At 62.8% G+C, this 15,666-nt stretch carries 11 protein-coding genes and 1 riboswitch; of the genes, 2 read left to right on the forward strand and 9 right to left on the reverse strand.

What is annotated here, in order from left to right:
- Positions 1-64 precede the first annotated feature (64 nt).
- Positions 65-292, reverse strand: a riboswitch (cobalamin riboswitch).
- Between the two features lie 125 nt (positions 293-417).
- Entirely contained in the window at positions 418-2,292 is a 1,875-nt protein-coding gene (locus VF436_RS20350) for a M61 family peptidase (RefSeq protein ID WP_330905881.1), read from the forward strand.
- A 148-nt stretch (positions 2,293-2,440) separates the two neighbouring features.
- Here the strand turns inward: VF436_RS20350 and rffA are convergent, their stop codons facing one another.
- The 3 genes from rffA to VF436_RS20365 all read right to left on the reverse strand — a co-directional run bounded on the left by rffA (position 2,441) and on the right by VF436_RS20365 (position 6,023).
- Complete coding sequence (gene rffA, locus VF436_RS20355; protein WP_330905882.1) at positions 2,441-3,589, reverse strand: dTDP-4-amino-4,6-dideoxygalactose transaminase; 1,149 nt, start codon at positions 3,587-3,589, stop codon at positions 2,441-2,443.
- A gap of 182 nt (positions 3,590-3,771) precedes the next feature.
- Positions 3,772-4,866, reverse strand: coding sequence for an acyltransferase (locus tag VF436_RS20360; RefSeq protein ID WP_330905883.1), 1,095 nt, complete (start codon positions 4,864-4,866; stop codon positions 3,772-3,774).
- Positions 4,867-5,060: 194 nt separating this feature from the next.
- The gene (locus VF436_RS20365; protein ID WP_330905884.1) at positions 5,061-6,023 is read right to left on the reverse strand and encodes an AraC family transcriptional regulator; all 963 of its coding nucleotides are present in this window, start codon (positions 6,021-6,023) and stop codon (positions 5,061-5,063) included.
- A gap of 109 nt (positions 6,024-6,132) precedes the next feature.
- Here VF436_RS20365 and VF436_RS20370 point away from each other — a divergent pair, with 109 nt between their 5' ends.
- On the forward strand, positions 6,133-7,350 hold the full coding sequence (locus VF436_RS20370; RefSeq protein WP_330905885.1) for an MFS transporter: 1,218 nt from the start codon (positions 6,133-6,135) through the stop codon (positions 7,348-7,350).
- A gap of 119 nt (positions 7,351-7,469) precedes the next feature.
- Here the strand turns inward: VF436_RS20370 and VF436_RS20375 are convergent, their stop codons facing one another.
- The 6 genes from VF436_RS20375 to VF436_RS20400 form a co-directional block, all read right to left on the reverse strand.
- Positions 7,470-9,893 (reverse strand): response regulator, encoded by a 2,424-nt coding sequence (locus VF436_RS20375; protein ID WP_330905886.1) that lies wholly within the window; start codon positions 9,891-9,893, stop codon positions 7,470-7,472.
- The gene (locus VF436_RS20380; protein ID WP_330905887.1) at positions 9,890-10,354 is read right to left on the reverse strand and encodes a response regulator; all 465 of its coding nucleotides are present in this window, start codon (positions 10,352-10,354) and stop codon (positions 9,890-9,892) included. Before VF436_RS20380 ends, VF436_RS20375 begins: the two co-directional genes overlap by 4 nt.
- Positions 10,351-12,594, reverse strand: a complete 2,244-nt coding sequence (locus tag VF436_RS20385) for an ATP-binding protein (RefSeq protein ID WP_330905888.1) — start codon at positions 12,592-12,594, stop codon at positions 10,351-10,353. The genes VF436_RS20380 and VF436_RS20385 overlap by 4 nt, the downstream gene beginning before the upstream one ends.
- Positions 12,591-13,181 carry a biliverdin-producing heme oxygenase gene (locus VF436_RS20390; RefSeq protein ID WP_330905889.1) on the reverse strand — a complete coding sequence of 197 codons (591 nt, stop codon included), beginning with the start codon at positions 13,179-13,181 and terminating at the stop codon, positions 12,591-12,593. Before VF436_RS20390 ends, VF436_RS20385 begins: the two co-directional genes overlap by 4 nt.
- Before the next feature lie 167 nt (positions 13,182-13,348).
- The gene (locus VF436_RS20395; protein ID WP_330905890.1) at positions 13,349-14,539 is read right to left on the reverse strand and encodes an aminotransferase class V-fold PLP-dependent enzyme; all 1,191 of its coding nucleotides are present in this window, start codon (positions 14,537-14,539) and stop codon (positions 13,349-13,351) included.
- A 158-nt stretch (positions 14,540-14,697) separates the two neighbouring features.
- Positions 14,698-15,615 (reverse strand): serine aminopeptidase domain-containing protein, encoded by a 918-nt coding sequence (locus VF436_RS20400; RefSeq protein ID WP_330905891.1) that lies wholly within the window; start codon positions 15,613-15,615, stop codon positions 14,698-14,700.
- Positions 15,616-15,666 lie beyond the last annotated feature (51 nt).

Below are 15,666 nucleotides of genomic sequence, written 5' to 3' on the forward strand. Positions count from 1 at the left end.
ACGGGCAGCGGGCAGGCGACGCTAAGCGCCAACGCGCGTTCCGAATCTCGCCCGCCGCGAGTTGCCAGAACCGATGCTTGGGGCCGGTCTCCGGACTCGCGGCTGGCATGCACACACGCATGCCTTCGAACGATGCCTTCCCATGCCAGGGCACAGTGGCGTGGAATCGCTCGACAGGCTCGCTTACCGTTGCGGGGGCAGTGCCGGCCTTGCTCCATGGAAAGAGCGCACCGGCTTCCCGTTTCATCCCGTGGGCGCAGGCCCTTGGGACACCTCAAAGCGCGAGCACTGTAGCCGCTGGCGGGTTACCGGGCAATGGCGAGACACGGCCTGACGCATGCTCGTGACCTCTGGCATATACGCCCCAGCGTCGCACGGTTCCACCATCGGGGCTTCCCCCGCAGCCCGGACCTGCTCATGCGCCCTGCCTTCCGCCGTGCCTCGCTCGCCACCGCCATTGCGCTGGCCACCCTCGCTCCCACCGCCTTCGCGCAGGATCTTCCCGCCCCGGTCGATCAACCTTACAAGGGAAATCTCGCGCTGAACGTGGACCTGACCGACCAGGCACGGCATCTGATCCATGTGCGCGAGAGCATCCCCGTGTCGTCGGGTCACGTGGTGCTGTATTACCCGAAATGGATTCCCGGCGAACACCAGCCGAGCGGCCCGTTGTCGAACGTGGCCAGCCTCATCATCACTGCCAACGGCAAGAAGATCCCGTGGCGCCGCGACCTGAAGGACATGTTCGCCTTTCACGTGGACGCGCCCGAGGGCGTGGACAAGCTCGACCTGAGTTTCGACTACCTCGATGCCGATACGCCGCATTACATTCCGCTGGAATTCAACGAAGTGTCGTTCTATCCGGCCGGCTATTACACCAGCCGCATCATGATCGAACCGACCGTCAAGCTGCCGGCGGGCTGGAAGTTTGCCACCGCGCTGGAAACCGCCTCGCAATCGGGCGACACCGTCACCTTCAAGCCCGTCAGCTACGAAAATTTCGTCGACTCGCCGCTGCTGACCGGCAAGTATTTCAACCGTGTGGACCTGGCGCCTGATCAATCGGTACCCGTGCACCTGGACATCGTGGGCGAGGATGCCGACAGCATCAAGATCTCCGACAAGCAGATCGCCCCGCAGCGCAGTCTCGTGGTGCAGGCGAACAAGCTGTTCGGCGCGCATCATTACGGTCACTACGACTTCCTGCTGGTGGTGTCCGACCATACTGGTCATTTCGGCCTGGAGCATCATCAGTCCAGCGACGATCGCCTGTTCGCCAATTTCCTGTCGGATGCCAAGGTGCATTCAGCCGCCGGCACACTGTTGCCGCACGAGTACATCCATTCGTGGAATGGCAAGTTCCGTCGCCCGGCCGATCTATGGACGCCGACGTTCGCCGAACCGATGCAAGACGACCTGCTCTGGGTCTACGAAGGCCTTACCGACTACTGGGCAGGCGTGCTCACGACACGCTCGGGTATCTGGACCACCGACCAATGGCACGATTCGTTGGCAGGCATCGCCGCCGACATGAGCGCACGCACCGGCCGCCAATGGCGTTCATTGCAAGACACCGCCGACGGCATTCCGCTGGCTACGCATGGCATGAGCAGTTGGGTAAACCTTCGTCGCAGCTCCGACTATTACCCGGAAGGCCAAATGCTGTGGCTGGACGTAGACACGAAGATTCGCGAGCTCTCCGGCGGCAAGCACACGCTGGATGAATTCGCCAAGGCATTCTATGGCATGGACAGCGGCAGCTACGTGCCCAAGACCTATACGTTCGAAGACGTAGTCAAGACCCTCAACGATGTTCAGCCATACGATTGGAAGCGCTTCCTGCGCGAGCGCCTCGACTACACCGGCGATACATTACCGGAAAAGGGCATCGAAGACGGCGGCTGGAAACTGGTTTACGACGACAAGCCGACCGAGTTCGCCAAGACGCAGGAAACGTTGCGCAAGTCGATCAATCTGGCTTATTCGCTCGGCATCCAGGTAACCAACAGTGGCGAAGTTCGCGATGCGCAATGGGAGGGCGCAGCAGCAAAAGCCGGCTTGGTACCTGGTGTGACCATCGTGGCGGTCAATGGCAAGGAATTCTCGCCCGAGGTGCTCAAGGACGCGGTGACCGCCGCCAAGAGCACCACCACACCGATCGAATTCCTGATCAAGGATGTCAACGACTTTCAGACCGTGAAGGTGGATTACCACGGTGGCCTGAAGTATCCGCATCTGGTGCGCGGCGAAGGCAAGGATCTGATTGGCGCGATTGCGATGCCAAGGAAATGAGGCCGCGCCTGAGGCGCCGTGACGGGTAAAAAGCGACGTTGCAGGAGCGATTTCAATCGCGATGCCATCTGCGATCCAGTCGCAGATGGGGGCTCTGGACCTCCAAGCCGCGACCTCGTCGCGTCTTGCATCGCGAATGAATTGGCTCCTACGATGCCGTCCACCGCGCGATCACATCCACCACTTTGGCCTGCTGGGATTCTTCCAGCCCTACCCACATTGGCAGGCGGATGAGCTGCTCGGAAAGACGCTCGGTTCGCTCGAGCGAACCGTGTGTCTTGCCAAAGCGTCGGCCTGCCGGTGATGCATGCAGCGGAACGTAATGGAAAACGGCGTGGACGTCGTGACGCTTGAGTTCGGCCAGCAACGCCTGGCGATCAAACTGCTCCGATAGCAGGATGTAATACATATGCGCGTTATGCGTGCACGTCGCCGGAATGATCGGGCGACGCAATACGCCCCTGGCTTCGAGCGGTTCGAGCAGGTGGTGGTAGCGATCCCAGCTGGCCAGGCGTTCGTGGGTGATGCGCTCGGCTTCTTCCAATTGCGCCCAGAGGAAGGCCGCCGTGAGTTCGCCGGGCAGGAATGATGAGCCCGGCTCCTGCCAGCTGTACTTGTCCACTTCACCACGAAAGAAGCGGCTGCGATCGGTACCTTTTTCGCGCACGATTTCCGCACGCGATGCCAGCGCGGGATCGTTGGCCAGCAAGGCGCCACCTTCACCGGAAATGACGTTCTTGGTCTCGTGGAAACTATAGGCGCCCAGGTCGCCGATACTGCCCAACGCGCGACCGCGGTAGCTGGACATGACACCCTGCGCGGCATCCTCGACCACCTTCAAGCCGTGTCGCCCGGCGATGGCCATGATGGTATCCATCTCGCAGGCCACACCAGCGTAATGCACGGGGACGATGGCACGCGTGCGTGAGGTGATCGCCGATTCGATCTGTGCCTCGTCCAGGTTCAGCGTATCGGGGCGAATGTCCACGAACACGGGCGTACCACCGCGCAAGACAAAGGCATTGGCCGTGGACACGAACGTGTACGAGGGCATGATGATTTCGTCGCCCGGCTTGATGTCCAACAGGATCGCGGCCATTTCCAGCGCAGCCGTGCATGAATGCGTGAGCAACACGCGCGGCGAGTTGGCATAGTTTTCCAGCCACTGGTGACAGCGCTTGGTGTACGGGCCATCCCCGGCTAGCGCACCGTTATGGTGTGCCTCGGCAATGTAGTAAAGCTCCTTGCCGGTCATGTATGGCCAGTTGAAGGGAATGCTGTCGCCTGCCCTGCTCATGCTTGCTCCAAACGATCTGCCATGGGTTGCCTCGTCGCGAAAAGGCCACCATGCCCGCCCGGTTGATCCGGGAGGCATACGGCCTCACGCAATGGGCGATTATGACGCAACCGGCACGCATACCCGATAGCGCCAATGCCACGCGCTGGCCGTCGATTCATGCCAGGCCCGGACGCCTGCGCTCAAGAACTCACGGAAAGACGCCGGCGCATGGCCAGCAAGACAGGCTTTTCGAGATATCGGTGAACCATGACCGCGATACCGATTGCCAGCAGCGGGCGTATCGCCAGCAACATGATCGCTGCTGGACTGTTTTCCAGCGACCATGCCTGGATGCTGTCCCCCACCAGGATGAATACGGGAACGTGCACGAGATACAGCGCATAGGACAGGTCGCCCAACCCGATGGCGAATGCGGGCCACGCCCCATGAGCGTGGCGATCAAGCATGCACACGGCAAGAAAGATAATCGCCATGGGTAAGCCCCAGCCTGCCGGACCATGGAAATCGATCAGGCCCAGCGCACGCCAATGCAACGCCAGCCACACCAGCACGACCAGGACACCGAGCAGCACCGTGGCCGCGTGCGGCCGCCACGTCATCGAATACAACGCGCCCGCCAGCATGCCAAGCATGAAATCCCACACGATCGGGTTGTTCACCAGGGCAAGATAGCGAACATCGCCCATGAATGCGGCGCGCGGGTCCAGCGTGAAATGACCCACCCATAACGGCCACAGCACCAGCGTCGAGGCAAACCATGCCATCAAGGCGGCATAGCGAAAGCGCCCCAACCCCATCGATGCGGCAAACATTACGTAGAAGTAGCTTTCAAAGCACAACGTCCAGGACACGCCCATCGCCATGTGGAAATACAGCGGCGACGCCTGGGGGTCATGCGGCATGAAGAGTAAACCTTCCAGGTAAACGCCGACGATCGAAGGTTGTCCCAGCGCCCGCCATCCGTGTTCGACCAAAAGATCGAGCACGCTCATGATGGCGAACAGCGGCCCTATGCGGGCAAAGCGCCGCGCCAGGAAATCGCGCGCGCCCCGTATGCCCAACATCGCCTCGCGCGTGGTCAGCACCATGAGGAAACCGCTGATCAGAAAGAACAGATCCACACCCATGGCCAGCGGCAGCATGGCGTTGGCGATTGATGCGCCGCCCGGGCCGAGTGCCATCCAGGTATCCCGGCTGTGCACGAGCACGATCATCAAGGCCGCCAGCCCTCGCAGAGCTTGCAGCCAGTGCAATGGAGGGCGGGTCTGGGGCACGTAAGAGATCTGGCATTGGGGCGGCGTGCTGTGGATGACGTATGCGCTGCGCCCGGTTCATTGCCCGTCTTATCAGCGTTGCCACATGGAAGGACATGGACAGCGCCACCGTGGGAGCGACCTCAGTCGCGATACAGGTTGCGGCCCGATCGCGGCCTGGAGGTTTACAGCCCCATCTGCGGCTGAAGTCGCGCCTACGAGATGGCGCGCAGGGCACCGGGAGGCACGCCGACGGTGCGCTTGAATGCGCGGCTGAACGCCGCCAGCGAACCGTAGCCCAGGCGATACGCGACGGCCTCGATGGCCTGGCGGTCGCGGGTGATCCATTGAGTTGCCAGGCGCATGCGCAGTTCGGTCAGATAGCGCAGCGGCGTCATGCCTGTGACCGCCAGAAAGCGCTCGGCGAATACCGATCGCGAACTGCCCATCTCGGCCGCCAGCTCCGCCACGGTCCATGCGCGTCCTGGGTCGCGATGCATGGCCAGCATGGCCTTGCCCAGGCGCGGATCGCGCAGGGCTTCCACCCAGCCGGTGGCATCGCCGCAACCGCATTCCACCCAGCCACGCACGATCAGCGCCGCGATCAGGTCTGCCATGCGCGCAAGAATGCCGGCAAAACCCGCGCGCCTGGATTGCGATTCGCGCTCCATCGCATCGAGCATGGCGCGCAATTCGGGATAGCGGTCGAGCAAGGTGCTCACTCGCATGACCTCCGGCATCGCGGTAACCAGCATCTGCATGCCGCCCAGGTCCAGTTCCATGCAAGCACTGAAGATCAGCGAATTTGCATCGGCGCAGGGGTTGCCGTGGACCTGCTCGCGGGGCCGGATAGCGCAGACGTTGGCGCACAGGTCGGTGCTCTGGAAATCGGCGATGTCCTGCGGCGACACCTCGGGTGACGACAGCAACGCATGCGCGCTCCCCAGTGGCAGCAGCACCGCATCACCCTTGTCCAGAACATGGAGCTGCCCACCCGACGTGCGCAGATACAACGGCCCGCGACCGACGAAATGGAACTGCGCGCGGCCCTGTCCATAACGCAGGCCGAACGGCACCGGCAACTCGATGCGCCGGTAATGCACTCCGGTCAGGCGCATACCGAGCAGTAGCTCGCTGACTAGGTCGTGGCCGTCGAGGGGGGCTATCAGGGCGCTCATACCTTTCGGACGAATGATCAAGAATGTCAGATTTCATATCATAGACCGTCCGAGCGATCCCCTCTAGGCTGCGCAGCCATCTGATGCAAAGGCCACGGAGCCGAACCTGATGCATGCCGACCTGGAAACTGTATCCGCCGAACCGGCGCCGATCGCGCCCGCCTGGGGCGCGGTGTTGTCGCTGGCGCTGGGCGTATTCGGCCTGGTGACTGCCGAATTCCTGCCCGCCAGCCTGTTGACTCCGATGGCCGCCAGCCTGGGGGTAAGCGAGGGCTTGGCCGGCCAGGCCGTAACGGCCACCTCGGCGGTGGCCATGGTGACCAGCCTGCTGATTTCCTCCGCCACCCGGCGCGTTGATCGACGTTGGGTGCTGATCGCCTTTTCCGTGCTGCTGATCGTGTCCAATCTGACCGTGGCCCATGCACCCGGTTTGACAGCGGTACTGGTGGGCCGCGTCCTGCTCGGCATGGCGCTTGGCGGTTTCTGGAGCATGGCCGCCGCGATCGCCATGCGACTGGTGCCGGAAGCTCTGATACCACGCGCGCTGTCGATCATGTTCAGCGGCGTGTCGCTGGCCACCATCGCCGCCGCGCCTCTTGGCAGCTATTTCGGCCATCTGCTCGGCTGGCGACAGGTATTCATGCTGGCCACTTGGCTTAGCGTGGCCGTGCTGGTCTGGCAGTGGGTGGCACTGCCCAGGATGCCGCCCCGCAGTTCGGCCAGCCTGGGTAGCCTGCTGGGCGTCATGCGCCGGCCCGGCATGGCCGGCGGCATGATCGCCTGCCTGCTGGTATTCACCGGGCACTTCGCGTTCTTCACCTACTTGCGTCCGTTCCTGGAAAACGTGACGGGCGTGGGCGTGAACGCGCTATCGGGGATCCTGCTGGCATTCGGTGTGGCAAATTTCGTCGGCACGTCGCTGGCTGGCCTCGCACTGGAGCGCAACCTGCGCGCAACCTTGCTGGCGATGCCCTTGCTGATGGCCCTGATCGGTATCGGCCTGCTGCTGGGCCATGCGTCGATCACCCACACCGTGCTGGTGGCGCTATGGGGCATGGCGTTTGGCGCTGTGCCCGTGGCCTGGACCACCTGGATTACCCGCACCGTGCCTGATGAAGCGGAAAGCGGCGGCGGGCTGATCGTGGCCGCAGTGCAGCTGGCCATCACGCTGGGCGCAGCCGCCGGCGGAGCTGTCTATGATCGCGGCGGTGCTCCTGCCGTCGTCGCGGCCAGCGCCGCTGCGCTGGTCGCGGCCGTTTTCATCATCGTGACCGGAGTAAGGTTGCGCCCGGCTTCCGATGTGGCGATAGAAACCAGGCGAGAGTAGCGAGAGCCGGACGGTTGTCGCGATCCGCGAGGGCGCCCATTGATTGCCTGCCGGGGATACTCATGGCCTGCAGATCGGCAACCTCGCTGCTCGTTCGTAATCCTTACAGGTGTTTTCGCTCAAGTCGCGCGTGAGCCGCGCGCATCGCGATCCAGCGCCTCACGCACCATGGTGGCCAGCGTGGCCTGGCTGAAAGGCTTGGCCACGATGGTGATGTCCGGGTCCAGGCGATCGCTTTGCGCGATAACGTCGCGCGTGTAGCCAGAGGCATAGAGCACGCGCAGCGATGCATGACGTTCGCGGGCACGCACCGCCAGTTCGCGACCGGACATGCCCGGCATCACGACATCGGTGAAAAGCAGCCTGACCTCGGCTCCGTCGCGCTCGAGCAGGGCCAATGCGCTGGGACCATCGGCCGCCTCAAGCACCCTGTAACCGAGGCTGCGCAGGTATTCGACCGAGTACGTGCGCACGTCTTCGTCGTCCTCGACGACCAGGATGGTTTCGCCGCCGGAGCCCGATGGCGGCGCTACGTTGACGGGTTCGTCGTCATCGGCGGCGGTTTCCCGCAACAGTCGCGGCAGGAACAGCTTCACCGTCGTGCCGCGATCGGGCTCGGATTCGATCTGCATGTGACCATTGGATTGGCGGATGAAGCCATAGACCATCGACAGGCCCAGGCCCGTACCGCGACCGACTTCCTTGGTCGTGAAAAACGGCTCGTACGCGCGCGCCAGCGTCTCGGCGCTCATGCCGCTACCGGTATCGGTCACGGCAATGCAGACATAAGGACCGATCAGCACGTCTGGTTGCTGGGCAAGATAGTCGCGATCGAGCAGTACGTTGGCGGTCTCGATGACCAGCCGGCCACCATCGGGCATGGCATCACGGGCATTGACCGCCAGGTTGAGGATAGCCGCTTCGAGCTGGTTGGGATCAGCTTCGGCCCGCCACAGGCCATGACCGGCGTTAACGACCAGCTCCACGGTTTCACCCAGCGACCGACGCATCAGCTCGGACATGCCTACGACAAGCCGATTGAGATCGAGCGCCCGGGGTTGCAAGGGTTGGCGACGCGAGAACGCAAGCAGTCGCTGGGTCAAGGCCGCGGCACGCTCGGTGCCACGCAAGGCGTTGTCCAGCGCGCGCAAAGGCAGCGTGTCGCTACCAGCCTGACGTTCTACACGCCCGCGTACCATCTCGATGTTGCCGCGGATCACCGTCAGCAGGTTATTGAAGTCGTGCGCGATGCCGCCGGTGAGCTGGCCGACGGCTTCCATTTTCTGCGACTGGCGCAAGGCTTCCTCGGCGGCACGTCGTTCGGTAGTTTCCACGGCCTCGGACACGATAGCCACGATGTTGCCTGCCACGTTGCGCAACGGCCGCATGGAAAAATCGAAGGAGCGTCGCCCCGTAGGCAGCTCGATCGCGATTTCCTGCCGTACTTCGCCGCCCTGCGTGGCCGTCGTGACCATCTGGCGTACCTGGGCGGGCATGTCCTGAGTCTGCGCGAACCAGGGCGTGGCCCAGAACGGCTTGCCGATCACCTCATCGCGCGTGGCCAGGATGCTGTCGAGTGAGGCGCTGTTGGCGTCCAACACAGTGCCATCGACGCTGAGCAGGGCCTGGTGCTGGAAGCTGGTCTCGAACATCGCATGCAGGGTTGCCTCGCTCTGGCGCAAGGCCAGCGTACGCTCCTGCACCTGCGTTTCAAGGGATTCGTTGAGCGACTTCAAGGCTGCCTCGGCGGCCTTGCGCGCACTGATGTCCTGGATCAGCGCGTAATAGCCACTGGGCGAACCATCAGGCAGGTGCGCGGGAATGTAGTCGATATGGACCGGCCGCGACGATCCGTCGCGATGCGGCAGCACACTTTCGAAGCTCATGCGTTCGCCGGCCAGGGCGCGCTCGATCAGCGGTTGCAGGTAGGTATAGGCGCTCCCGGCAAGCACACTCAGGTGCATGCCGAGAAGCTCCTGGGTGCTTACACCGAACCAGTCCTCGTAGGCCTTGTTATTGAAACCGTAGTGCTGTCCGTTATCGACATGGGCAATCAGCACGGGCAGTGCATCTGCAATGTGCTGCAAGCGTTCGCGGCTTTCCTGCAAGGCCGATTCGGCCCGCATCAGCATCTTGCGCTCGCTCGCCTCGGCGACCGCGCGCAGCACGGCGTCCGGCAGGCGTTGCAGGCGCTGCTTGACGACGTAGTCGGTGGCACCTCGCTTGAGCGCCTTGACGGCCAATTCTTCGGTCAGCGTGCCCGAAACGAAGATGAAGGGCACCTCGGGCGCGACGACGCGTGCCACTTCCAGTGCGCTGTCGCCATCGAACTGCGGCAGCACATGATCGGCCAGGATGATGTCGCAACGATCGGCTTCCAGGGCCTGGATGAACGGCTCACGCGTCCATACGCGATGGATATCGAAGCGAAGACCGGCCTGGGTCAACTGGTTGCCGATCAGCTCGGCATCCAGGGCGCTATCCTCCAACAAGAGGATGCGCACCGTACCGATCGATGCGCGGGTGTTCGCGCCTGGCTTCATCCCACCTTCTCGTTACGGCCGGCACGCGGCGGCGGTGGCTCGTTGGTGATGCCCCAGAACATACCCAGTCCCTGGATGGCCTCGAAGAATTCCTTGAAGTCCACTGGCTTGACCACGAAGGCGTTGACGCCCAGTTCGTAGCTGCGCACGAGGTCTTTTTCCTCGCGCGAGGAAGTCAGCATGACGATGGGGGTGCTGCTCAGAGCCGGGTCCTTGCGGATTTCCTCAAGCACCTCCAGGCCATTGAGCTTGGGCAGCTTCAGATCCAGCAGCATCACGACCGGAGGCAGATGCTCGGAGTTGGCGTAGTTACCTTCACAACGTAGGTAATCCAGTGCCTCGGCGCCGTCCCGGACCAGGACGACGTCGTTGAGCAGTTGGCAACGCTCCAGGGCGGCGAGTGTGAGCTCGGCGTCCTTGGGGCTGTCCTCGACCAGCAAGATAGGCCGCAGATCATTCATGGGTGTTGCCTTTGTGTCATGGGCAGGGAGAAGTAGAGTGTCGCTCCCTTGCCAGGTTCGCCCTCGGCCCAGGTGCGGCCGCCATGTCGTTCGATAATGCGCCGTACATTGGCCAGCCCGATACCCGTGCCCTCGAATTCGTCGACATGGTGCAGACGCTGGAACACGCCGAACAGCTTGTTGACGTAGCGCATGTCGAAGCCACAACCATTGTCGGCCACGCGAAAGACGTAGCTGTCCATCTGGGTCTCGCACTCGATCGCGATACGCGCGTGCTCGACGCCGCGGGTAAATTTGATCGCGTTGGAAAACAGGTTCTGCAAGACCAGGCGCATCATTACCGGGTCGGCGTATACGGACGGCAATTGACCGATGTGCCAGTCAATGTCACGTCCCTGCATGTCCAGTTCCAGTTGCTGTATTGCCTCACGCGCCAGCCGCGTCATGTCGATGCGCGCCTTTCCCAGTGTCGAACGCCCCATCTGCGAGAAATTAAGCAGGCTGTCGACCAAAGAACCGGCGGACTTGGCCGACTCGACAATGGTCGCCACGAAGCGGCGTTCCTTGTCGTCCAGCTTGTCGTCGGCCGACTGCAACAACAATTCCGAATAGCCGACGATATGCCGGAACGGTGCGCGCAGGTCATGGCTGACCGAATAGGAAAAGGCTTCCAGCTCCTTGTTGCTGCGCACGAGCTGTTCGTTGAGCTCGGCCAGCTCCTCGGCTCTGCGCAGCACGATGTCGACAATGCCGGTACGAAGCTCCAGCGCCGCCTCGACATCGGCCCGACCCCAGGCGATGGCACGCATGTGTACCGTTTCCTTCCAGGCCTCGAATGACCTGCGTGGCGTGAGTTTCTCACCGTCGACCGGCTTGCGGGGATCGCCGCCCCAGCGCACCGTCTGGATCACCTCGGGCCGGAACCACAATACATAGCTTGCATGCACCTGGGAGATGGACACGGCCAGCAGACCGCTGGCCCGGGTGGCATAGTCGGCTGCGGCAGGCCAATGGTCGATGAGGCACTCGGTATGGAACTCATCGGTCTGGCTGGATTCGTGCAGCCAACGCACCAGACCTTGCACCTGGGCCAGGTCAGGCGTGTCACCAAGCAGAATACAACGGCCCTCGTGCACGATTGCCACACCGCCGGCCTGGGTCAGTGAGAGCAGCAGTTCCGGCGCGCGCTCCAGGCCGTTGAGGAAGTCATCCTCATTGGCCATCAGAGTCAGCAAGGTCGACTGGATCGCACGCCGCGCCACGCGCTGCTCCACCTCGGAGGCGCGCTCCTTGGCCGATATCTGCAGGGAGACGATCTGACCCAGGAAATCGCAGGCGGTGCGCACGTGATACGGCACGCGCTTGGCCGTCTGGTTGTGGCAGGAGATCAGGCCCCAGAGCCGGCCCTCGCGCAGGATCGAGATGGACATCGACGCGCCGGTACCCATGTTGCGCATGTATTGCAGGTGCACGGGCGAAACGCTGCGCAACGCAGCGAAGCTGAGATCGGCCGGGCGCCCGGTACGCGGATTGCTCACCGGCTCGAATGGCACCGGCGTGTAGTTGCAATCGGCGATCAGGCGCAGGCGGCTTAGGCGATACAGTTCGCGTGCTTGCGCGGGAATATCGGAAGCAGGAAAGCGTAGATCCAGATAGGAAGGCAGCACGTCGTTGCGCGATTCGGCAATCACCGTGCCGTTCCACGCTTCATCGAAGCGATAGACCAGCACACGATCCAGGCCCGTGATACGGCGGATCTCCAGCGCGACCAATTCGCACAGTTCGGCAGTATCGGAGGCACGTTCCAGTTCACCCATGAAGGCGCGGATCAGCGGATAAAGATCTTCCAGCGAGCCTGGCTCTCCGGAGATGGCTTCTTCCAGTTCCAACTGGATCATGCCTTCGGCCCGATGGGCCACGGCGTGGTGATCTCCCAGGCCCGGCACATGGACCTGGCCCAGGTAAGAAGTGCCCTGGTCTTGCAAGCGATTGAGCGGGTCTGCCAGATGGCCTAGCGCGCCACCGAGCAACTGATCGATGGATTGCCCCAGCGGCTCGGCGAATGCCTCGAGCATTGCCGGGCGCGCAATGGCGCGCTGAAGCACAGTCAGGCGCTCGCTGTCGAGCACGAACAGCATGCCATACGGCTGGATGCCGCCGGGAATCTGAATGGGTTCACGTGCGCAGGCATCGAGGTCGAGCTCGCCTTCCGGCGCATGGCGATGGGCGTTTGGCGTCATAATCGCGTCCGTAACAAGCTTCGCTCAATGCCATCGAAAGCATGCAGCGCGCCCTCGACCACGGCGTCGCGTGTCCTGTTTTCCCGGCCGTAATACTCAATGCTCTCGCACACGGCACGCCATCGCAAGGCATGATCGGGAGCGGCCTGGAAGAAACGTCGACCGGCACGCTGTTGTTGCGTGAACAGGCTATCGAGCGAGCGATCAATTAGGATGGCTCCCAGGGCCGAGCCTTCACTTACCCAGACCCAGCCCACCGCGCCTGCCGTCGTGAACATCGGAGGCGTCTCGTCAACCGGAACGAGAGGTTCTCCCAGCGCGTGAAGATCATCCTCGATCAGCCCCAAGGGGGCATGAGCAGGCGCATGCAGCCCCATACCGGCCAATTCGGCATAGCCCGCGGCCAGCGGAAATCGGGCACGTGCATAGTATTGGCGGTACGCATGCAGCATGCGTCCGTACGATGACAACGAGGCTTCACCCCGCAAGATGGCCTGTACCAGCGGGATGCGTTCCAGACGCGCATGGACTTGCGCGGTGCGGGAGCGCAGCTCGCTACGAACGCTGGGACGTGAATCGGCAATCATTGGCGGTTCGGGATGGACTCGGGGAAGAGGCTCGACTTGTTGGGGACCGTTCTTTGGCATGGGGATGCAGCAGGCACTTTCACGCATTGATCACAAAATTGCGTGAAAGCCGAGCTTAAGACCGTGAAGCATACTGGGCCGCGACTCAAGTCGGTGTCAGCATCGTGTCATGCCTGGTCGACAAGCCAGTCAATACAACGCGTCACATCCCGCGAACCGTGCCAGCCATGCAGCGCCACACGCAGGTAACCATCACGGGTGCTGGCGTAGATGCCCAGGGCCAGGCCACGTTTGAGCAGCGCGTCGATGCGCGCCTGGTCGAGCGCGAAGGAAAGCGTCGATCCAAGCCGGCCATCGTCGAGCAGCGCGGTAAGGCGCCCCGATTCCGCCAGCCATGCGGGGTGTCTGGCCAATTCACGCAGCAAAAACCCCTGAAGACGGGCAATATGGTTTTGCAGAGCCGCGCTACCACCCACCGACAGCAGCAACTCGATGGATGCCGCCAGGATGCCGCAGTTGAGGATCGAGGGGCTGCCGGCTTCCAGTCGACGACCATCGCTTGCCCACAGGTCGCCACCCACCGTCTGCACACCGCCCTGCGAAAAGCTCGCCGGTGCCGACAGCCACGTCCCCAATGGCAGCAATCGCCGGCGAAACACCGGGTCGGTCCATAGCACGCCCTGTCCCTGCGCCCCGAGCAGTCCCTTGTGTCCACCGGACACGAACGCACTCACGCCGGTCAGGTCCGGCACCGCCGTGCCAGCGCCCTGAATGCCATCCACCACCAGATGCACGCCACGGGCGCGGCACACTTCACCCAGGTCTGCGAGATCCAGGCGAATCCCGTCCTGGAAGCGTATCCAGGACACCGCAACCATGCGGGTGCGTGGCGTGATGGCATCGAGCAAACGTTGTTCGGGAGCGATGTCCGCGTCGGGCAGCGTCTTGTCCGGCCACAGGGGAACTTCCGTACAGATGACGCCGCGCTCGCGCAACGCCAGCCATGGAAGACGGTTGCTGGGAAACTCCTCGGCGGCGATGACCACCTCGTCGCCCGCCTGCCAGGGATAGCCGAACGCGATGGCTTCAAGTCCGGTGGATGTGCACGTCACCAGGCTGATGTCATGGGCGGCGACATCGAGCAACCGGGCCGCCGCTTCACGCAAGCGCTGCTGCACGTCCAGGAAGTCGTCCTGCCAGCGCAGCTCCCAGGGACGCGACTCGGTACGCAACAACATCTGCATCGTCTGCACCGAAACGCGCGGCAGCGGACCGTCCTTGCAATGGGACAGCCACAATACGCCTTCGGAGAAATCGAAGCAGTCAGGCGAAATCAGCGGCGCAAGTTCGGCAGACACATTCGACTCCAATGGCGAGTGGTTACAAGCGCAATGACCGTGACCCGGCCTGGATGGAGCAACAGGCGATGGCTCCCGGCTCTTCGCCGGAATGACGGCTTCACAGGGATGTTTTCGGGACTGGCCATTGTCGCACGAGCACCCGGCGCACAACCGGGTTACGACGCCGTGGGCTCGAATGGATGATTCGACCAGGGATTCTCGCCATCCCGCAACCAACGCAAGGTGGCGCGCCAGAACCCATCGGCATGACGGGCGTGGAACAACCCGAAGTGCCCGACGGTATTGAAACCCAGGTCACCCGGCGTCAGCAGCACACCGGTACGTGGCGCATTGACGTAGTAACGCAGCGTACGCCGTAGTGCAGCGACCGTGCCCAGTTCGTCGTCGCTCATGGCCACGGCCAGGATCGGTGCGCGGCACGCTGCAAAGCTTGCCAGCACCGTGTCACGGATCGCCGATGGATAGCTGTCTTCGGTACGCGCCCGCTTGAAGCTCCATTCATTGGCCACGCCAGCGGGCAGATCTTCCAGCCAACCGAAGCGCCGACCGGGAAAGTACCCGAACGTGGCGGTGGCCAACGGCATGAGCACATGCCACTTGAGGAACAGCCGCAGCCGGCGATCGGCCGCGTAGTCGCGCCAATAGGCATATTGCGCGCCCATCGTCAGCATGCGTTGCACCAGGTGGCTATGCTCTGCCAGTCCAGGCAGGAAGCCACCCACGCTATGGCCGACCACTTGCAACAGACCGGCGCGACGATGCACGTTGGCCCAGCCAATCACCGCGTCGAAATCCAGCCGCCCCCAATCGCGCCATCGATAGCCACAGCCACGCAATCGCGCAGGACGTGACAGGCCGATGCCACGATAGTCATAGGTCAGGACATCGAATCCCTCGGCCGCGAGAAAACGCGCGTAATAGTGGTAGTAACGCGCCAACACGCCCGTGGCGGGATTGATCACCACCATGCCGGCCGGATGGTCGCCGGCACTGCGCCACAAATGACCACCAAGCAGGACGCCGTCATTGCACACGATGGAGACAGCAGTCGCGGCGTCGTGCAAGGCGGGCATCGATCAACGAATGGGTGTGATGGTCTGACAAGACTAAGCGGCAGACCTTCG

The sequence above is a fragment of the Dyella sp. genome (genome assembly GCF_036384435.1).
In the GTDB taxonomy this organism is placed as follows: Bacteria; Pseudomonadota; Gammaproteobacteria; order Xanthomonadales; family Rhodanobacteraceae; genus GSA-30.

Coding starts and splice junctions, on each gene's coding strand:
- VF436_RS20370 (WP_330905885.1), top strand. CDS start 6,133: ATGCATGCCGACCTGGAAACTGTATCCGCCGAACCGGCGCCGATCGCG.
- VF436_RS20390 (WP_330905889.1), bottom strand. CDS start 13,181: ATGATTGCCGATTCACGTCCCAGCGTTCGTAGCGAGCTGCGCTCCCGC.
- VF436_RS20375 (WP_330905886.1), bottom strand. CDS start 9,893: ATGAAGCCAGGCGCGAACACCCGCGCATCGATCGGTACGGTGCGCATC.
- VF436_RS20385 (WP_330905888.1), bottom strand. CDS start 12,594: ATGACGCCAAACGCCCATCGCCATGCGCCGGAAGGCGAGCTCGACCTC.
- VF436_RS20350 (WP_330905881.1), top strand. CDS start 418: ATGCGCCCTGCCTTCCGCCGTGCCTCGCTCGCCACCGCCATTGCGCTG.
- VF436_RS20365 (WP_330905884.1), bottom strand. CDS start 6,023: ATGAGCGCCCTGATAGCCCCCCTCGACGGCCACGACCTAGTCAGCGAG.
- VF436_RS20400 (WP_330905891.1), bottom strand. CDS start 15,615: ATGCCCGCCTTGCACGACGCCGCGACTGCTGTCTCCATCGTGTGCAAT.
- rffA (WP_330905882.1), bottom strand. CDS start 3,589: ATGAGCAGGGCAGGCGACAGCATTCCCTTCAACTGGCCATACATGACC.
- VF436_RS20380 (WP_330905887.1), bottom strand. CDS start 10,354: ATGAATGATCTGCGGCCTATCTTGCTGGTCGAGGACAGCCCCAAGGAC.